The following is a 19,502-nucleotide window of genomic DNA, read 5'->3' as shown; positions in this document are numbered from 1 at the left end:
GGGTTTGTCGAAAAAAATAGGCAAATACTATTTTTCGGGGAATATTTGTTCGGATTTAACACTAAACACATGAAAACATTTATCTTTTTTATAGTTGCTGTTCTTTGTCAGGCGAATGCTTTAGCACAACAGATATCGTTAAAGGGCAGGGTTATCAATCAAAGCCGGCAACCTGTCGAATTTGTACATATCAATCTCCTGAATAATGAGTCGGTACGTATCAGTCAGGCATTCACTGATAGTCTGGGATATTTTTCTATTCAAGCTGATAAGGGAGATTACCGTCTGATAATTGAGCAGTTTGGAAGAGAATTTAATAATACAGCTCTGCTGTTGCGTCAGGATACGATCCTTGCAGATATACAGATAAACGAAGTGACTGAACTGGAAGGTGTAACTGTGACCGGCAGAAAAAAACAGATTGAGCAAAAGGTAGACAGGCTGGTATTCCATGTGCAGAATTCTACTTTCGCAACCGGAGGTACTGCTCTCGATGCGCTGAAAGCGACACCAACGGTAAGAGTCCAAAACGACAATATCTCTATCGTAGGTAAGGGAAATGTGTTGGTGATGATCGATGACCGTCTGCAACGTATGTCAGAGGAGGATCTCGCTGGTTTTCTGAAGTCTATTCCGGCAGACAACATCAAAAGTATTGAGGTAATCAGTACCCCTCCTGCCAAATATGAGGCTGAGGGCAACAGCGGACTGATCAATATTAAACTCAAAACTGCGAAAGCGAACTCATGGAATGCGAATATAGGTACAACCTATACACAAAAAACATATGCAGGAGGTAATTTACAGGGATTATTCAACTACAATCACAACAGGTTGTCCTTACAAGCCAGTATGAGTAAAGGAAATGAAAAGCTGAGTACCCGCTCTGATAGCCGGATTTTCTACACAGACGAATTATGGACACAGGAGGTGCGTAACAAATCTGTAAGTTCACTGTGGAGTCTGGGACTGGGAGCAGATTACAAACTAACGGACAAATGGACGAGCGGAGTGAAATACTTAGGCAGTTTTACAGACCGTACTTCGGCAAACAATCCCCTCACTACAAGATATAATGCTTCAAACGGCTTCGTGAACTCTTACATCGCATCTGATGTGGAAGCACGCAATAAGCCTCAGATGAATGCGCTTAACTGGTATCATACACTGACTTTAGATTCAACCGGGAAGAGCATTACAATGGATATCGACTACTTCAGGTATAAAAAAGAGGATTTTCGTTCTTTTGCAGGTCATGAACTGGACGCCAACCGCGCAACTATTGCGGACAGCTATTTTTCCTCTACAAACAGTAATATCAATGAGATAAAAAACTATTCAGCAAAGATTGATGCGGCCTTGCCTTCCAACTGGGCTAACCTGAGTTTTGGGGGCAAAATATCCTATACGAATACCAATAACGATCTGCTGGTGTATGACAATCAAAGCGGAGCACCAGTACTGAATACGGATCAGTCTAATATCTTCAATTATAAAGAGTACAATGAGGCGCTATACTTCTCAGCACACAAGAAACTGGATGATCATTGGGAAACTCAATTTGGAGTGAGAATGGAGGCTACCCAAACAGAGGGATATTCCACCAATCTGAATCAGACGAATAAAAACAACTATATCAAATTTTTCCCGACAGCTTATATCACTTATGTACCGAATGACAGCAATTCGTTTTCCCTTAATTATAGCAGAAGGATCCGGAGACCGGATTTTGAATACCTTAATCCTTTTGTGATACGTACAAGTCCCTATTACTATTCTGAAGGAAATCCCTTTCTGAAACCTTCATTTATTGATAATCTGGAATTTTCCTACATCTATAAACAGAAATGGATGAATTCGGTCTATTTCTCGCAGGTTTCAGATTTTGGCCAGGAACTGTCTGTTGTTGATCCGGTAAGCAATGTAACAAGAAGTACCCCTCTCAACTATGCAGATACCTATCAGATCGGATATTCAACTTATTATAATTTGAGTAAATGGTCCTGGTGGAATAGTTTTACAGGGTTCAATGTGAACTATCAGCATGTGAAATCAAAGACCAGCTTCGTAAAATCCATTGATGGCTACAACGCTTATTTTTACAGTAACAATGATTTCACTTTAAACTCGTCAACATCCGCTTTTTTTGGCTTAAACTATGGACTGCAACTTCCGGGACGATATCAGATCTTTCATATCTCACGGCTTCACATACTGGATGTTTCTATGAAGTTTTTGCTTCTTAACAAGAATCTCTCTCTGACAGTTACGGGTGAAGATCTGTTGAATGCGCAAAGACCACTTATCAGTTACCATTCCAATGGGATCAAAAATGATGTCCGGTCTTACAGGGATACCAGAGGATTCCGCATTTCATTAAGCTACAAATTTGGAAACAGGAGTATTAAGTCCGCACAAAGGAATTTCGGGAACGAAGATGAGAGGGAAAGAGCGAAATAAAAAAGATAGTTGAACTATCTCAAAAAGGATAACCTCCCGGCGACAATTCCGGGAGGTTAAACATCAGCCTTATTCATAAGTTTATATGCTGTAATAATTGTTTTAAAGCTTTGTGCTTTTTTGATCTTTCCGATATATGGAAAAGTAAGCAGCCTGATAAAGGTATTAAACTCCGAATTGTCTTAAATGATGATCCATATGCTGATAAACAAATATTCCGATTTGTTCCTTACTCATTCTGCCAAAGAAATCATGTACAAATCCTTCATTCGAAAAATGGCCATAATCTGCTATCTGAGACATCCAGATTTCTTTTTGAGCATGCAGATCACCATCTTTTTCTTTGACCAAGAATATTCCGGCGGGCATATTCTTTCTCATAGGTTTATCATCTTTTAAGGTGCTTTTCAATGCTATTTTGCCAAAAATCTTACCGATAAAGGATTGTTTATGTCCTTGTTTACTCTTTCCTAATACCCAATCGTTCCAGATGGAACAATGCCTGCTCATTTGAAATACATTCATTTTCCCCCATTCAGGTGTGCTTTCTTCATTTAACAGCTGAATTCTGGATATCAAATGTTCCCTAAGGTTTTTATCAAATACGGTTTTCATCATCAAAATTGTTAAGCGGTTGTAATGAAAAGTAGTTGCCGGAATCATCTTTAAATAAAGCTTCGGTACCATAAAACTCCTTTGTAGGTGTTTTTATAAACTCGACACCCTTGGATTTTAATTCTTCATAGGTTGCAAAGATATCATTGCAGGTAAGTACACCACAGCCGAATATTCCCTGGCGTATAAGACCAATTAATGTTTCTGCTGTTTCTTTGGGGAACATTTTGCTGACAGTAACAGGAAACAGGACAAGTTGCAAATCCGGTTGTTCAGGAGGAGAAACTGTGAGCCAGCGTGTGTCTGGTCCCATCGGAATATCATCAACTAATTTAAATCCTAATTTGTTTACATAAAAATCATACGCACTGTCCTGATCAATAACGTGGATGTTGGTAACGGTCATTTTCGTAATCATAATCTATTTGTTTAAAGTTATCCTTACAAAAATCCGAAACCATTTTTTATGAGTCTTCTTCAAAATTGCTATTTTCATTCCAGCCATGCATGTAAGCATAGCATCCCGGAACAAAAGCTAACGGAGTGCGTTTTATATCTGCTAAACGCTGTTGATAATTATTTACATATTGAGCCGGACTAATGCCAACCTCTTTCTTAAACAGACCACTAAAAGTAGAAATACTGTCAAATCCAACTAAAAAACAGGCATCACGAACAGATTTTCCTTCCTGAAGAAAGAGCTGTGCTTTATCTATACGGATCTTGGTGAGATATTGATGAGGTGTCTTTTGATAAACAGACTTAAACAAACGGATGAAATGAAACTTTGAAAAACATGCTTCATCAGAAATATTGTTCAGATCTATCTTTTCGGCATAATGCTTTTCAATAAAAAGTTTTGCCTGTACTATGCGTCTGTAAAGATAAATTCGGGGATATTCCGTTTCCATAGCTGCTGTTATCATTTGCTATTTCAACCTAATTATCATAATAAAGGATGCTTAGCTGATACAAGATACCACTTTTCATTCAATTATATGATAATCAATACTTCCGGCACGCATTATAATAAGTAATAATCAGATTTCCAGAATAATTAAGTCTTTATACTTTCCGTTTGAGTGTAAGCACCGTTATTTCCGGCCACACGCCTACCCTGCCTTTTAATCCGTGATACCCGAATCCTCTGTTGACATACAGATATTTACCATCTCTTTGGTAAAGACCGGCCCATTGCTTGTAAAAGTATTGGATAGGGCTCCATTTAAAGCCGAACAGCTCAATTCCAAACTGCATACCGTGTGTATGTCCGGCTAAAGTAAGGTGTACATGCTGATTGTGATCAACTGTTACCTCGTCCCAGTGTGAAGGGTCATGAGACATCAGTATTTTGAATGCGTCATCGGGAATATGAGCTGTAGCTTCTTTGAGGTCACCATATTGATGAAAACCTCCTTTTCCCCAGTTTTCCACACCTACCAATGCTATGCTTTGACCTTGTTTATTGATTATTACCGCTTCATTGAGCAATAATCTGAAACCGGTTTCTGCATGTACTTCTTTGAGGCGGTTAAGATTTGCTTCCTTAGCTTCTTTATTGTCCCAACGGATATAGTCTCCGTAGTCGTGGTTTCCCAATACGGAATACTTACCGTAGGGAGCTTTGAGTTTTGTGAAATATGGAATCCAGGGATCCATTTCTGTAGCCATATTATTGACCAGATCTCCGGTGAACAACAATAGATCACTGTTTTGTGCATTGGCCAGATCTATTCCTTTTTGTACTCCTTTGATATCATTCAGACTTCCGGAATGTATATCGGACAATTGTGTAATGGTAAAACCATCAAAAACCTCCGGCAGATCAGGAAAATACAGCGTCTCTTTTCTCACTCTGTAAAAATGCTTCCCACGGGTAAGACCAAACAGGATAATCAATATCATAATAACAGCAAGGGCTAGTGTCGCCTCGCTTACATATAAACTTCTTGCGGGAAATCCTCTCAATAGCCTTACTATATCTTCAGCTAGCAGTATCGGAAAAGAGAATAGCTTCGGAATAAATATAACCAGCATAGCTGTAATCAGCATCGGTATGAATCGCTGTAAATTGTTACCTGCCTTTCGTAAAAATACGATAGCGATAATTCCAGCAAATAACAATACATCTACTGACCAATAGATCGCACGAATCCAGGTATTTTCCGTAAGTGTGCTGACCGCCTGGTAGAAATATACATCTGCAACCAGAAAAAGTAATAATATCAGAATAAGTCTTTTTGCCATATATAGCGTAGTTAAAGAAAGGTAGACGGGTACGTACTAAAATTACTTTAAAAAGAATGTTTAAAAGTGTGGCCGTCCGTTACTAGCATAAGATCTGCAAAACTATCATGATTTTCCTTTTACTATCCTTTCTGACATTTGATTAAATAGAACGGCTGATTCTCGTTTATTTCCGTGATCCCGAATAGTCCGGATGTACCAAATTCTGCCCGGATTGAATCTTCATCATAAAAAAACATATGGACACCTTCGTATATTTCATAGCGATCAGTACTGATCAGACGTCCCTGACCGTACGTGTGCGCTGATTTGGAAATAACTGTAAATACCATGTAACCACCTGGTAACAATTGATTATAGCAGTCTCTGATCAGCTTCTTTCGTTCATCTTCATTTAACAGATGGATCAAAGCATAACAAAATATCCCGTCATATAACTCCTTATCAAATGGCATATCCGTTACGGAACCATGATAGATAAGCATATCTGTCCCATAGTGTTTTTCTGCCATTCTGATGGCTGTCTGTGAAATCTCAATACCCGTAACTTTTATTCCGTTATCTTTAAAAATCTGCGCATTGCGACCATAACCCACACCGGGTATCAGTATATTCCGGAGATCTTTCTGCACAAACAAATCTTTTGTCAATACTGCAGATTTTGAAGGTTCAAAACCCCACATTTCCTGTTTATCATTAAACGCTGATTCCCAAAATTCTGTTTTGTGTTGCTCGTCTGCCATAGTTGCCGATGTTTTATTGCAGGCGCAATTTAATAACAATATGGTTGTATAAGGGTCAAACATATGCTGAAAAAGAGGATGTGATATCATGTTTTATATTTAGCTGACATTTGCCCGATGAATTTACACCCGTCATTTTGGTTGAAAATGGCGGCTGTAAAACTGATTCGAAAAAGTTATTTATACAATTCTTTTCTGATTTTTATTAAAATATTTTCCAGATTTGAAATATCCGGTTTTTGTGAAAAAGTACATAATTCGAGCATTGAGTTAATTTCATTAATGGATCTTTCACACTCCTCATATAACTTTTCATAAGTATATGTCCCCTTTTTTACCTTCAATAATTCTTCCCTGTTAGGTCTCCTTACATTCAATTTCCTGTATTGGATTAGTTCTTTTGACATATCTAATAAGCGGATTGTGTGCATCATATTTTTTGCATCATACCCGCCTCCATGTTTTAATGTTGTCTGATAACGACTTTCATTTCGTTGTCTTACCCATTCAAAGTACTCTTTATAACTCTTGCAATAAGAGGAATATGCATCCTGATTCACAAACAAATATGCTTTCAGAACTTCTCCAGGCTTCACAGAGCTGCAAGCAACCTCCTGACTATCATCTTTAAGCAAAATACCTTTATAATCGTGTATCCCAATTGTATCATAAAACAAAGCATACAAACCCTTACTATGATTGATTTTTATCAATCCACAACACTTTTGATCCCATTGTTTTATCTCTAACCATTTTTTTAAGGTTATACTTTCATGTCCATCAATTACAAAACAAAAATCTAAAAGATTTTTACGCTTTTCACCTAATGGATTATTTACTTTTTTATTTAAGCCCTTAGCTTTTTTCACCTGAGTCATAGCATAATTAGCAAAAGTCTCAACTAATTCACGGGTAATAAAACTTTTAATATCAAACATCTTAAATAAAGGATCCTGATGTAGGATACAATCTTCAGGACTAGCCAATAATTCTAATATATTAGGATTACTTTTCGACAATAGCTCAACAAATCGTCCCAATTCATAATAAACCTCATCATTAGTGGAATTGTTCACCTGGGAGATATACTCCATACCGAAGAATTTCTCTCTAGGTAAATAAAACACTCCTTTTATATCCGTGTCTGATTCATCTGTAGCCAGACCGTATGCTTTACTTCCAACTATAGCTTCAAATAGTATCAGTTTTTGATTCTTAAGATCCTGTATGGTCATAATTGATGTAATATAGATTTAAAAAATTTTTCTAACTGATCCTTATCAAACTGTTTGCTTTCTGTTAATTTAGCTTTTGCTTCCAGATTTCTGAATTTATCTGTTATATGTTGTTTAAGAGAAGAGGTTAGGGTATATTCAAATTGTTCATTAACAGTACTCTTTAATGTAATAAGATCTTTTGCTTCATTACACATATCTTTTGGTATCAACACCATCAGTTCTTCAAAGGTCATAGGAGGATAAGAGTTATTATTTAAACTCCATTCTGCAGCTAACAAAGATCTCAATACATAAAATAATGACTTTAACTTCACTTTTTTATACTCAAGGATGTTGATTTTGCTTCTAACTGTCCCAAGGTAATGATGAGCTTGTCTGCGCACATCAAAATAATCTTCTATCAACTGTAAAAAAACCTTTTTAAAAGTCAGCTCCTGACAGTAAACTACCGGAGATTGTATCCATTCAAAAGGTGTAGCATTGCTATTATACAAAAGAGTAAGTACCTTTTTAAGATCCCAACCATACATATCTAGTTCTTCATGAATTGGAAACTGCATATCCATAACGGTTGGAAAGATAGTTGAATAGACATCAGACTTTCTTACAAAAATAAAGCGAACATCATAATCGCTGTCAATAGAAGGAAATCCCCAGCCTCTACTACCGGATTCACATGCAAAAAGTATCTTTATATTTTCTGCAACTGAAATTTCATTTAATTTTTTAAGTATTCTTTCTCTCATATCAAATATATTTTATCTTGTTTACTAAAAGGACAATACAAAGATCAAAAGTGACTATGCAGTACTTTTTCGCAACAAAAAAACAAACACCAACAAGCTGAATTACAATGAGATAATTTCATGTAGAAAAAGTTAAGCTTTTGATTTAAGATTTTCTACGCAGATAGATTGCGCACTAATAATCTTTTAGGAGATCTCTCTTTTGCCTATATTAATAAAGTTTAATGTCTATTATGAAGAAAGTATATGTTATCAGCGGATTAGGTGTAGATAAGAGGGTATTTAATAACATAGATTTCAATGGCCTTGATGTTGAGTATCTGGAATGGTTTACTCCGCATAGAGGTGAATCTATTGAACAGTACGCTGCACGTATGGCTCAAATGATACATACTGATAATCCAATTATAATAGGATTATCGTTTGGAGGTATGGTCGCTATTGAGATCACTAAGTTAATAGCATATGATAAACTTATATTACTTGCCTCAGCTAAGACCAGATATGAAATTCCGGCTTTATATAAATTATTTGGTCGATTAAAACTGTATAAAATCATTCCTCCATCCTTATTCAAATACTATAATCCCGTATTAGGATGGCTGTTTGGTATTCATACACCTGAAGATAAGCGACTTCTCAAGGAAATTCTAAGAGATACAGATTCTTTATTTATGACCTGGGCGATTAATGAAATTGTGACTTGGAATAATTCACAAGAACCAATAAATTAAGTCCATATCCATGGGACAAAAGATAATATCCTTCCTGCTAAGAATATTAAAAATATAGCTGTACGTATTGAAGGTGCCGGACATTTTATGACGGTCACTAGTGCTACTACTATCAGCATGGAAATACGGACTATCTTAAATTCTTAAAGGATGTGAAGGTGATTGTATTAACAATTAAAGAAAACAAAGAATAATCGGTATTATTGTTATTATATAATGACTTGAATGGAAGGAACCGAACTCATCGAAATTATTAGCCAGGAACTCAATAAATATCCACACATTACTTACTATATCTCCACCTTAGCTAAACTTACTATAAAACGCAACAGTATTGAAGGATTTGATATTGTACTCGAAACCGGAGTTAGGGAAAACACCCTCTATTTCGACTCTTTTCATTTTCACTATGAGAACGATGATCGTGAAACTGAAGAATTGTTCAACCAGATCGTGATGGCTATTTTTGGCTATATCCGAATCAAGGTATTCTCAAAAAAGGGGCATGAATATAAATGGCAACTACAAAAATTAGATAAAGAAGGAAATTGGCATGATGATGCAACAATGAGCATTATTAATTTGGATGTTTTCTCTGAGACAGAAGTAAAATACCTGAGAAATACTCCGCCGTCTGCAGAATCCTGAGATCTTAACAGATATAAAACAAAACGAAGCTGTCTAAAAAGTAAAGTCAAACCCTTTGTGAAATGATGCTATAGGGGCGTATGTATAAAATCGCATAAAAATGGGGCTATCCAACCTTTTTGGAGAGCCTCAATTCTATTGTAGTAGCTTTTTTATAACTTTTCTCTCCTTCTAAAGGAGAGATGCCCGAAGGGCAGAGAGGTTAATTATAAAACTGCAAAACCTCTCCCCAACCCTTCCGACAGGTCGGAACAGGTTCTCCTTAAAAAATGAGAAGGGAATTGGTTTATTAAATAATAAAAGTGGGTGTATAATAAGTCAAATCCTTGTAGAATTGATCTGAAATGATGCTGTAGGGAGGTACGTGTAAAATCGCATAAAAATGGGGCTATCCAACCTTTTTTGACAGCCCCATTTTTGTATACTATTTCTTACCACCAGAACAATTTGTCATAACCGGCATCTTTGGACCAGGATAAGGTCTGATAAAAGGGAGCTAAGGAAGCTTCTTCTTTTACAGGGATATAACCGGATAATCCTGAAAAGGCCAGAATAGGTTTTCCCAGAAAATTGGCGGTATGCGCTTTGTAAACAACAGTTTTTTCTATAGCTGTTTTCAGACTTTGTAATTTCTCCGGTTGAAAATGTTTTTCAAACATATCCAGAAAGTCATATGCTTTGACCGGGGTTGCCGGATCAAGATCTAGCCGCTGCACATTATTTCGATTGATCGTCGGAATGACTTCCGGATTTTGAGAAAGCAAAAGCTGTGTTTCTGCGGCAAGTCCGATCATTGCTCTTGTATCTACTAATGAAAACGTAGCGGACTGCTCTAAACCTGACTTTTGCTCATAATAAGCTATGTAGGCTTTAGCAATAGCGCTAAGCCCTTTTTTTACATCTGTATCATACAATAAGCTGTTGATCTGATGATAAGGCATCCCTACACTCAGCACCTCGGTTGGGGAAGCCAAGATATAAGGTGCAACATGTCGGAGTTCATACAGCACCTCTACAGAAGCCATCGAGCAGGCATCAAAAATCAGAAAATCCAATTCCGAAGGAAGAGCCGATTTCAGCACCTGTACATCCATCTTGCTGTAGTTGTCATCGCCAAAAGAACGCACACTGATTTTTCCCGCATTTGCCGGAGCCCAGTTTGTGGCATGTGACCATAGTATCGCTCCGTATGAATGCGATGGTGCAAGATTCTTCATATCAGCAAATATCATTTTCATAATATCCGGATCTGAAGAATCATGATCATTATACGTTTTTAGCACCTTGCTTTTTATTTCAGGACTTGTATCGTATACGATCTCATAGAGTTTGGGCTGCTGCCCGAATATACGTGCATAAACGATCAGCTTTCCATCGATCCCTGTAAACCCCTCCTCCATTTGATTGAGGTTTTTATAGGCATCAGAGGAAAGACTGTTATTAGCTGCCATATACACCATTACTGTACGGGCAGATACCGGAATAGCGGTATCTATGTCGTCCTTTGCACAGCCTGTGGCAAACAAGAGTGTAGCGGTAATATACAGATAAATCAATATGCGCATAGATCTTTCAAAACTAAAGATTTAATTCAAATCTTTTACCAGATAAATCAAGGTTGGAAAGTGATCCGAATATCCGTTCTGAAATACATTTCCGGAAAATGTACGAAAGGGATAGCCTTTGTATCTGCCTTCCTGCGTAATCAGAAATTCGGGATTATAGATCTCCGATTTCCAGAATTTCAAGGTTGAACGATCTTCCCCAAGTAATGGTTCGGATATAATAATCTGGTCAAAGAGATTCCATTTACCCTGATAACCCAGCGAGCCTACACCACGGTCGTAGTGCTGCCACATGGTGTTGAAAAGTCCGCCTTTTGCGACTTCCTGCTGTGTTTTTTTTGCATTCAATACAATACGCACGCTCTTATCAACCGGGTCATCATTCAAATCGCCCATAATCACGACTTTAGCAAGGGAATCCTGTGCATACAAGGAATCTACCACAGAACGTACGATGGAGGCCGCATGCTCCCGTAGTTCGGAAGATTTACCACCATAGCGTGAAGGCCAGTGATTCACCAGAACATGCATTTCCTCTCCTGCCAGTTCGCCTGTGACGAGTAGAATATCCCGGGTTCTGTATTCCGGCAAATGATCGACTTTATAAGCAAAGACTTTTGAATCTTTTACTTTGAACAGACTCGGATTATAGAGCAAAGCGACATCTACACCGCGTCTGTCCGGTGAATCATAATGTACAATCCCGTATCCCAGAGATACCAGTGATGGCTGTTGGGTAAGATCTTCCAGCACTTTACGATTTTCAAGCTCACAAAGTCCTACAAATGCAGGGCCTGCAGGACAATACTTTTTACCCAGTCGTGATATGACCTTTGCCATATTGAGCTGTTTTCTTCTGTATTTCTCTGCTGTCCAGCGATTGCCTCCTTCAGCTGTAAACTCCTCATCATTGATAAGGGTGTCTTTTTCTGTGTCAAATAAATTTTCCAGATTATAAAAGGCTGCTGCGTACACCTGATATTTCTTTTGTTGTGCGACCGAAATATGGGTCTGCACAACAAAAATAAATAAGATGCAAAGCGACCAGAAATATGTTTTTTTCATCATGCTGCAATATCTTATTTAGATGGTGTCACGATAATCGGACCATTCGAACCTCCTCCTGTAGAAGCTCCGCCCACCAACTGAATATTATCAAAACGGAAACCTACTTTATTAGCGTCTGCAGGAGATATAAACTCTAAGATTACCGTTTCTGCTTTAGCGATATTAGGAATAGACACCGTATAGAACTTACCGTTATCTCCGGCAGCATTAGATAATACCTGACTAGGAAGCGTTATAGCAGTTCCGTTCACTTTCAACTGAATATTGTTAACATTAGCTGAAGTACCTGCATCAAATAAATTGGCTGCCAGCTGGAAGCTCAACGTTACATCACCTTTATTTAAAGTATTGATTCCAGTCACTTTGATATTCGCATCTCTGTTTGCCGGAAGCCAGATATGCGCTCCATTGTCTCCGGATACGCTACGGATATCAGCAGCTCCCGAATCATCTGTATACTTGACAGGAGATTTCATATCAAAATCAGTAAAATCATTGATTTTAGGTCTGTTGCCGGAAGGATAAGTACCTGTTCCGAATGTCTCTTTGAAGAATGTTCCTGCCTGCGGCTGTTCCGGTTCAGGAGCTTTACCATCAAAATTTTTGACATCCGCTTTGGTCCGCAGAAACAACTGCCATCCTCCGTTAAAACGTCCCAGAATACCGACTACCGTTCCTTTTCCGGTAGGTAAGATATCTTTGGCAAAATCTGAGAAGTTACTTGATCTTACATCAAGCACATTTCCTGACGCTGTTTTGATCTGCTCGTTAGTAGTCGCATCACCAGTGGTGAAGGCTTTCTTTCCCCCGTTAACAAATGTTACATCTTTGATTTCTACCAGCTGATGTACCATATTATCTGTCAACGCATTGAGCTCAACTACTTTTGGAGTGGCGTTGGCAACATTGGGCCATGAATTTGAAAAAGCTTTAGCTTTAAACATTTCCCAGCTGATACGATTGGCATTTGTAGTCCCCATACCAATCTGCAATTCACCGCCATACTTGACCATATACAGATCTTTGAGGTGGATAAATACTTCCTGCCCTACCTGATAGCTTGCATAAATAGAGTTTTGATCGATACCTATGTTGATCGCTCCTGAAGCATCCTGAACATAAATCTGTTTGTAGATGTTACCGGATTCATCATTGCCTGTAACAATCCCTTTGATGATCAGTTCTTCAGCAATAAGCTGTGGTGATGTGATGCTGGCATAGCGTTGCTTGAGCTGGAGAATAGAAATGTTGTCCAGTGCGCCTTCATATTTAGGCTCATTAAGCGGCGGAGCCATATAATCTCTTTCACACGATACGTTTAACAAAAGTGTACATACCGCAATAAATAAATATTTAAATGTATTCATATTCATAGCGTATTAAAATCTATAACTTACGTTTAAGAAGATATTCATCCCCTGCATATAGAAATAACGGGAAGCAAAACGGTTAGGATATGTTGTATCTAATCGTCCCTGTTCGTAACCACCCGTACGGATATTTTTATTGTTTAATAAATTTATAACAGAAAAATTGAAATTCAATGCTCTGCGGTTTTTGAGGTAAAACATCTTTCCGATGGAGGCATCCATTGTGACAACATCATCCAGGCGTTCCTGACTGGTAAGTGTTTTGTATGCATTGAAACTGTCTTCATCATATGGATTGATATTGACATAGTTTGAAGCCAGTCTGCGCATAGCTGATGCCGAAAGATAATTACGGCCTACGGCATTTGCACTTACTTCGAAGAACCAATATTTGTAGAAGTATCGTGCTGCAAGTACACCTGCAAATTGCGGAGTACCGGATACATAGAGATCCTTCATATACACTTTTTCTTCAATATCTACCAATTTACCGTTTTCCGAATTCATAATCCCCAACGGATTATTGCTATAGTAGTATTCGCCCATTGTTCCGATGAAATCAAAACTCCAGTTGTCATCCAGGCGGTAGGTAGCGGCAGCTTCCACTCCGCGATGTACACGGTCTACCCCTGTCAGATTGTGAAATACAAATGTACGCTCTGAATCATGGTAGTAAGCCATTCGCTCCAACTGATCGTAGAAGTTTGTCTGGAAGACAGACAGACGTCCGGACAAGCGTGGCATGGAGAAAATATAATTAATATCAGCTGCAAAAATCTTACTGCTTGTCAGCCCTTTGACGACCTGATCGGTCACTCTCGGCATCACATAAGCCCTGTCCGGAATAGGTGCTTCTGTACTGTAGCTCGTATTTGCGGATAAATAATGACGACCGTTGATCTTGTAGGTCAGGCCACCTTTCAATGTATAATCGAAGAAATGGTATTTCGCACCTTTACCATAAGAGCTATTCGGGAAGCGGCCATTCTTCATATTACCGTTACGTTGAAAATCGGTATAAGTTAGTTTTGTTCCATAATGAAAATCAATACTCGAGGTCTGATACTGATTCATTACCCATGCATTGACAGATTGTACATCGATATCAAAATCATATCCGAAGATATCATCTACATATGCTTTACGATCCGGGAAGAGTAAATCATTTTGTTTTACATCATCATTTCCGGGATTATCACGTTCTGCAAATTTATCTTTATCCAGTACATAATCTGCGCCCAGCAGATCTTCAACAGTCTTGTACTGATATGATCTTGTTTTACGTGCTTCCACGCCTGCAGTCAGGCGCATATTGTTATCATACAGTTTGTTGAATGTCGAACTGATTGTTCCTTCCAGAAGATCCGAATGACGCTTCTCTACCATATACAAGGCCGCTCCGTTATATTTACGTCTGTTTTCCGGATCCATATTCTGTCTGTACATTTCATCCCAGTTGACCTGTGTTACATCGGTATTGTTGGATGTCCACAGATCACGGTAATAATTGTAGGTAAACTGATCTGTATTTGCCGGATCCATTGCAAAGTAAGAAGGCAGATAACGGTAATAGTCCGGTCTCGGATCTATGGCATTGTACCAGTTCAGTGCTGAGCTTGCATAACGCCCATAGTGCAGTAAACCACCTGAAGTCAATGTGGTCTTTTCGTCTATTTTCCAGATATGTGAAAGCACAGCTGTAGGATCGTAAGCCGTTACCATACGCGAATTACGGACCTTTCCATCCTGATAACCCCAGTTGGGATTGTACATATTGTTATCTAACAAATCGTAGGCTTCCTGGAAAGAAGCGCCCTGCTGTCCACGTACTACCGGAGATCCGTAAGTGACAAATGAAAGGGAATGTGCTCCGTCAACCCATTGTTTTTCTGCTGAAAAAGCATACGAAACGTTGTTGTAGGAAGTTCCCTCGATAAATCCTTTATCAGCATAACGGCCACCTATTGCACCTGTAAAAGCCCATCCGTTATCCATCAATCCTGTTGAATAACTAAACATACCACGTGCATAGTAGTTTCGGTTGGTATATGAACCTGTTATTTTGCCTCCTTTTGCATAGGAACTAGCACGCATATTGATATTTTCGGCACCACCGATGGCTCCGAAAGTAAAATTTCCGCTGTTATTGTAATTGACCACGTCACCGTTGCGTGTCATATCGTTCAGTGCACCGATAGAAGCAAAGTTAAAGACACGGCGGTATTGGTCATTGGCCAGTACGCCATTAACATAAGTCTGTTCAAAAAAGTTGTCATATCCTCTTACTCTAAATCGAAAAGGAGATAATTTGAATCCGACTTTGTTCAGATAGAGGTCATTTGAAAGGATAACAGATGAACGGATATCCTGACCGTGGATATCACCATCATCATTCAGTACATCATCATCGATGACGCCCAGAATAGTCTGTATATCGATCTGATTTTCCTGTACCAATGTTATTGCAGGTAATGTTTTGTTTTCGCCAGCTGTTAGAGAAACTGACATTCTGTAAGGTCTTATGCCTGCCGAGTTAATGACCAGCTGGTCTTCTCCGGCTTCCAAATTCACAAATATAAACGCTCCGTCAGTATTGGTTGTCGCACTTTGTTTGTTTTGTTCCAGCGAAACAACGACTCCCACTAATGGCGTTTTATTTTTTTCATCTACAAGAGTTCCTCTTAATTGTGCCTTTTCCTGCGCATAACCAAGCTGAAAACATCCCAGAAGAAAAAATAACACGTATAACGTATTACGCATAGTATTGTTTTAAGTAAAAAAAATAGACAAGAGGAAGATCTTCTCCTCCCCTTGTTTATAGTGTTAATGATTGGTATTAAATATTATTTTGTGCCTACAAGTTTGACATCATCCAAACGTAAACCAGCAGTATTTGTAGCACCTGTACTGAACTCTAAAGTACCAGTAGCGCCAGGTGTAGCAGTACCTAAATCTATCGTAACCGGATAAACAACATTACGATCTGTAACATCCTGACTTGGAACAGCATAAGTTACGCCATTATATTTTACAGTCATAACATTCAAATTGATAGGGTTATTTGCAACAAGATTGAATGATAATTTCAACTTCGTAAATCCTGTTGTATTTACTCCATCAATCTTCAAAGAAGCACCTGTCACTGTTGCACTTGCTGCAGGAAACCAAACATTATTACTTCCTGTAGCTCCTGTACCGCGAATATCCGCTGTTGCAAAAGCATCTGAGAATACTAAAGTTTTGTTATCCCAATCCGTAAATGAAGCTATTTTAGTATTTGAAGTAACTTTGGTTGCACCAAAAGTCTCTAAGAACAATGTCTGTTCAGTACCTGTACCCGGATTTGTCGGAGTAGTACCATCAACACCTACATTTACAGATCCTCCCGGTACAGTTGTCCAGTCTGTGATTGTTCCGGCACCGGTTACTGCCACCTGATTACCTGTAGTAGTTGTCTGTAAAACGATATCATATGTATATTTCTTACCACCTTCGAATGTTGTACTTGCAGGCATAGTCCATTTAAATGTACCGGATGCCAGTGTAAATACGACTTCTTTTGAAGAGAAATCTCCAGGAAGTAGGATAGCTTCTACTAATTGCGAACCAGTCTGTGCTGTAGTTTTAGCCGATACATTCTGTGCAGCAGCAGCTCCGCTCAATGTACCTGTAGCCAGATCCAAAGATGCTGTTGTATTCACATTATTGTACGCCACCTGAAGACCGTTGACATCTGTCACACCGGTACCAGGTTTAACAGTCAGTTCTACTTTAGCCAGTTTGTGACTAAAATTAAGATTAGCTGTTCCACTGGATTTGGTCAGTCCTGTAGCATTGTTGGAATACAATACATCGATCGCGGCAGGTGTAGCCTGATTAGCTACTGTAACCGGCAATGTTGTTCCTGAAAGGTTTGCACTGTACGGATAATAGGCAATAAAATCAACCGATCCTGTCTCCGGATAGTTAATAATCTCTGTCCCCTGTGCAGAGAAATTACCGTTGCCACCTGTTGTGTATTTTTTATTTGCAGCTAAAGGATTTGCCAATCCGTTACCTTGCTTCATAAATACACCGATAGCATCATTTCCATCCCAGGCGTTACCTGTGACACGTGTACCTACACTTCCTGCAATAGCAGAAGTAAATTGTACCTGCGAATTGTCTTTGTTTCCTAAATCGCGGTAGTCATCGTTCTTGCACGAATGTCCGAGAACAATCAGTGCTAAAGCAGCACCTAGAAATTGATTCTTTTTCATGTTTTGTTAAAGAATAAATGGTTTTTATATTTTATTGACTAATAACTATTTGCGCCATATCTGTGTATTAATGGTCGATTTGGCTTCCTTGCTCAATGCAGGGAAGAAGGTAAATCCGGTTTCCTTTTCCAGTGATTCTACGGTTACCGTATAATTCATATAATCGGTATTGGAAGGCGAAACATTGTTCATCCGGAATCCTATGGTATAATAATTGGAGCCTTGTTTCATGGCTAATACTTTGTAATAATATTTAGGCTTGGCTACCTGTTTACCCGAATTATCCTGTACATATTCCACGACTTTATCTGTTGCAGTAGTCACCATGGCTCCGGTCACTACGTACATCGTATCTACTCCGGCCTGAGTAGTCCAGGTACGGATTTTATTTTCAAGATTAGCCCAGACCCCCTGATTAAGGCTTCTGTTTTGCGGCGTCATATTAGTGTAGTAGAAGGTGGACTCATTTTCAGCACGGTTATAAGTCCGGTCACCGCTTGGTAGCTGATGCCCTCTGTCAATCTGCAGGCTGGCATTATTAGGATATCCGCTTTCCAGATTGGCTTGCAAATTCGATAAAAATGCAGGATCATATGCCCATTTATCGGTACGGTCCTGACTTCCCAGATAATCATTACTTAATGGATAAGCCACCCAATACGCTACTTTATACTGTGTATCGTATAACATGGAGTAATTTCTTCTGGTCGTAGTAGACATTTTGAGATTATACTTGATATTGGTCTGCTCAGCTATGACCGGAAGTTCCATATAAGATGCTGTGGGTTGAGGTGTTACCCCTCCATCCTGTCCCAGTGTGATATCATACTGATAGCGATGTCCTTTGGCAAAAGTTGTTCCGGCACCTATCGTCCAGGTAAATGTTTTTCCATCAGCTTTAGTGAAGACAATCTTGTTTTGTACAGTAAGTACTCCGGGGAATATAGTCCACTCTACAATAGTCTCATTAGAAGCATTCAGATATACTTTTGCAGGAATATCTTTTGGAGTATTATCCGGAGTTAACTGACCTGAAGAAAGATCTGCAACAGCAGTTGAAGAAAGAGCGGTAAAATTCGCCTTCAGACCACTTAGATCTGTTCCTTTAAGCTTGAGTTCAACTTTCGTCATTTGTCTTTCGAAAGTTAAGGATACGGGACCCTGACCGGCACTAAGACCTGTTGTATTACGGGCAATCATAAAATCAAGTAGTGGCTGATTTTCCTGATTGGTAATATTCAGTGTCGGAGTAAGTGTGTTGTTGCTTTGGTAAGGGTAATAGGCAACAAAACTCACTTTACTGCCTGTAGGGAATTCCAGAGAAGACTGTGCATCTAATGGCGAAAAATTTCCATTACCATTGGTACTGTAAGGTTTGTTAAACCCATTATTAACGACAGATGTACCACTAAGCGGCACACCGTTCTGAAACATAAAGATACCGATGGCATCGTTAGCGCCCCATTGTGTCCCCTGGGCTCTTGTTTGCGGCAAACCCGCAATTTTACTTGAAAAATATACCTGATTTGAGGTACCTTTTGAATTTAGATCAGTTTCCTTGCGACAGGAAGAAAACATTAAAACTGCGCATCCCAGCAAATAAAGCCAGTTCTTTCTCATCAACTTAATTAGATTAATAATATTAAAAACTTATAGAAAATAATCATTCGGTCGATCCCTGAGGATCTTAAAACTTTTCATTATTGAATGATAGATTTCCAAAGTTAACCAAAGTTAGCTAAACAATAAAACCCTATGGTTAATCTATTTTTAATTTTTTATTAAGTATAGCTTATTCACAATGCAAAT

Annotated in this window: 16 protein-coding genes; 3 read left to right on the top strand and 13 right to left on the bottom strand. The window is 38.7% G+C overall.

From position 1 onward, the window contains the following. The first annotated feature begins 69 nt into the window (after positions 1–69). A complete protein-coding gene (locus tag I6J03_RS19430) occupies positions 70–2,460 on the top strand; it encodes a TonB-dependent receptor (RefSeq protein WP_003002654.1) in 2,391 nt (796 codons plus the stop codon). A gap of 165 nt (positions 2,461–2,625) precedes the next feature. On the opposite strand, the gene I6J03_RS19425 is transcribed toward I6J03_RS19430, so the two are convergent. The 7 genes from I6J03_RS19425 to I6J03_RS19395 all read right to left on the bottom strand — a co-directional run bounded on the left by I6J03_RS19425 (position 2,626) and on the right by I6J03_RS19395 (position 8,049). After that, a complete protein-coding gene (locus I6J03_RS19425) occupies positions 2,626–3,075 on the bottom strand; it encodes a DUF1569 domain-containing protein (protein WP_039989430.1) in 450 nt (149 codons plus the stop codon). Further along, complete coding sequence (locus I6J03_RS19420; protein WP_003002659.1) at positions 3,059–3,493, bottom strand: VOC family protein; 435 nt, start codon at positions 3,491–3,493, stop codon at positions 3,059–3,061. Before I6J03_RS19420 ends, I6J03_RS19425 begins: the two co-directional genes overlap by 17 nt. 46 nt (positions 3,494–3,539) lie before the next feature. Beyond that, positions 3,540–4,001 carry an AraC family transcriptional regulator gene (locus tag I6J03_RS19415; RefSeq protein ID WP_236586202.1) on the bottom strand — a complete coding sequence of 154 codons (462 nt, stop codon included), beginning with the start codon at positions 3,999–4,001 and terminating at the stop codon, positions 3,540–3,542. A 139-nt stretch (positions 4,002–4,140) separates the two neighbouring features. Continuing rightward, positions 4,141–5,322, bottom strand: a complete 1,182-nt coding sequence (locus I6J03_RS19410; protein ID WP_002995454.1) for a metallophosphoesterase — start codon at positions 5,320–5,322, stop codon at positions 4,141–4,143. Positions 5,323–5,444: 122 nt separating this feature from the next. Next, positions 5,445–6,065, bottom strand: a complete 621-nt coding sequence (locus tag I6J03_RS19405; RefSeq protein ID WP_003002662.1) for a class I SAM-dependent methyltransferase — start codon at positions 6,063–6,065, stop codon at positions 5,445–5,447. Positions 6,066–6,241: 176 nt separating this feature from the next. Beyond that, entirely contained in the window at positions 6,242–7,300 is a 1,059-nt protein-coding gene (locus I6J03_RS19400; protein WP_003002664.1) for a DNA polymerase beta superfamily protein, read from the bottom strand. Further along, complete coding sequence (locus I6J03_RS19395; RefSeq protein WP_003002666.1) at positions 7,297–8,049, bottom strand: nucleotidyltransferase domain-containing protein; 753 nt, start codon at positions 8,047–8,049, stop codon at positions 7,297–7,299. Before I6J03_RS19395 ends, I6J03_RS19400 begins: the two co-directional genes overlap by 4 nt. A gap of 233 nt (positions 8,050–8,282) precedes the next feature. Between I6J03_RS19395 and I6J03_RS19390 the strand changes: the two genes are divergently transcribed. Both I6J03_RS19390 and I6J03_RS19385 read left to right on the top strand, forming a co-directional pair. Further along, on the top strand, positions 8,283–8,783 hold the full coding sequence (locus tag I6J03_RS19390; protein WP_157600373.1) for an alpha/beta hydrolase: 501 nt from the start codon (positions 8,283–8,285) through the stop codon (positions 8,781–8,783). A 225-nt stretch (positions 8,784–9,008) separates the two neighbouring features. Further along, complete coding sequence (locus I6J03_RS19385) at positions 9,009–9,431, top strand: hypothetical protein (RefSeq protein WP_003002670.1); 423 nt, start codon at positions 9,009–9,011, stop codon at positions 9,429–9,431. A gap of 431 nt (positions 9,432–9,862) precedes the next feature. On the opposite strand, the gene I6J03_RS19380 is transcribed toward I6J03_RS19385, so the two are convergent. The 6 genes from I6J03_RS19380 to I6J03_RS19355 form a co-directional block, all read right to left on the bottom strand. Further along, positions 9,863–10,996, bottom strand: coding sequence for a clostripain-related cysteine peptidase (locus tag I6J03_RS19380; protein WP_003002672.1), 1,134 nt, complete (start codon positions 10,994–10,996; stop codon positions 9,863–9,865). A 21-nt stretch (positions 10,997–11,017) separates the two neighbouring features. Then, complete coding sequence (locus tag I6J03_RS19375; RefSeq protein ID WP_003002674.1) at positions 11,018–12,064, bottom strand: endonuclease/exonuclease/phosphatase family protein; 1,047 nt, start codon at positions 12,062–12,064, stop codon at positions 11,018–11,020. Positions 12,065–12,075: 11 nt separating this feature from the next. Then, positions 12,076–13,431 carry a DUF5689 domain-containing protein gene (locus I6J03_RS19370; protein ID WP_232279586.1) on the bottom strand — a complete coding sequence of 452 codons (1,356 nt, stop codon included), beginning with the start codon at positions 13,429–13,431 and terminating at the stop codon, positions 12,076–12,078. A 12-nt stretch (positions 13,432–13,443) separates the two neighbouring features. Further along, positions 13,444–16,194, bottom strand: a complete 2,751-nt coding sequence (locus I6J03_RS19365) for a TonB-dependent receptor (protein ID WP_003002678.1) — start codon at positions 16,192–16,194, stop codon at positions 13,444–13,446. Positions 16,195–16,277: 83 nt separating this feature from the next. Next, positions 16,278–17,693 (bottom strand): fimbrillin family protein, encoded by a 1,416-nt coding sequence (locus tag I6J03_RS19360; RefSeq protein WP_201693910.1) that lies wholly within the window; start codon positions 17,691–17,693, stop codon positions 16,278–16,280. A 45-nt stretch (positions 17,694–17,738) separates the two neighbouring features. Then, positions 17,739–19,313: a DNA/RNA non-specific endonuclease gene (locus I6J03_RS19355; RefSeq protein WP_003002683.1), complete on the bottom strand. Its 1,575-nt coding sequence runs from the start codon at positions 19,311–19,313 to the stop codon at positions 17,739–17,741. Positions 19,314–19,502 lie beyond the last annotated feature (189 nt).

The organism is Sphingobacterium spiritivorum, from assembly GCF_016724845.1.
Lineage (GTDB): Bacteria > Bacteroidota > Bacteroidia > Sphingobacteriales > Sphingobacteriaceae > Sphingobacterium > Sphingobacterium spiritivorum_A.
Note: the sequence above shows the minus strand (reverse complement) of the source record. Positions and strands in the feature narration are given on the sequence as shown.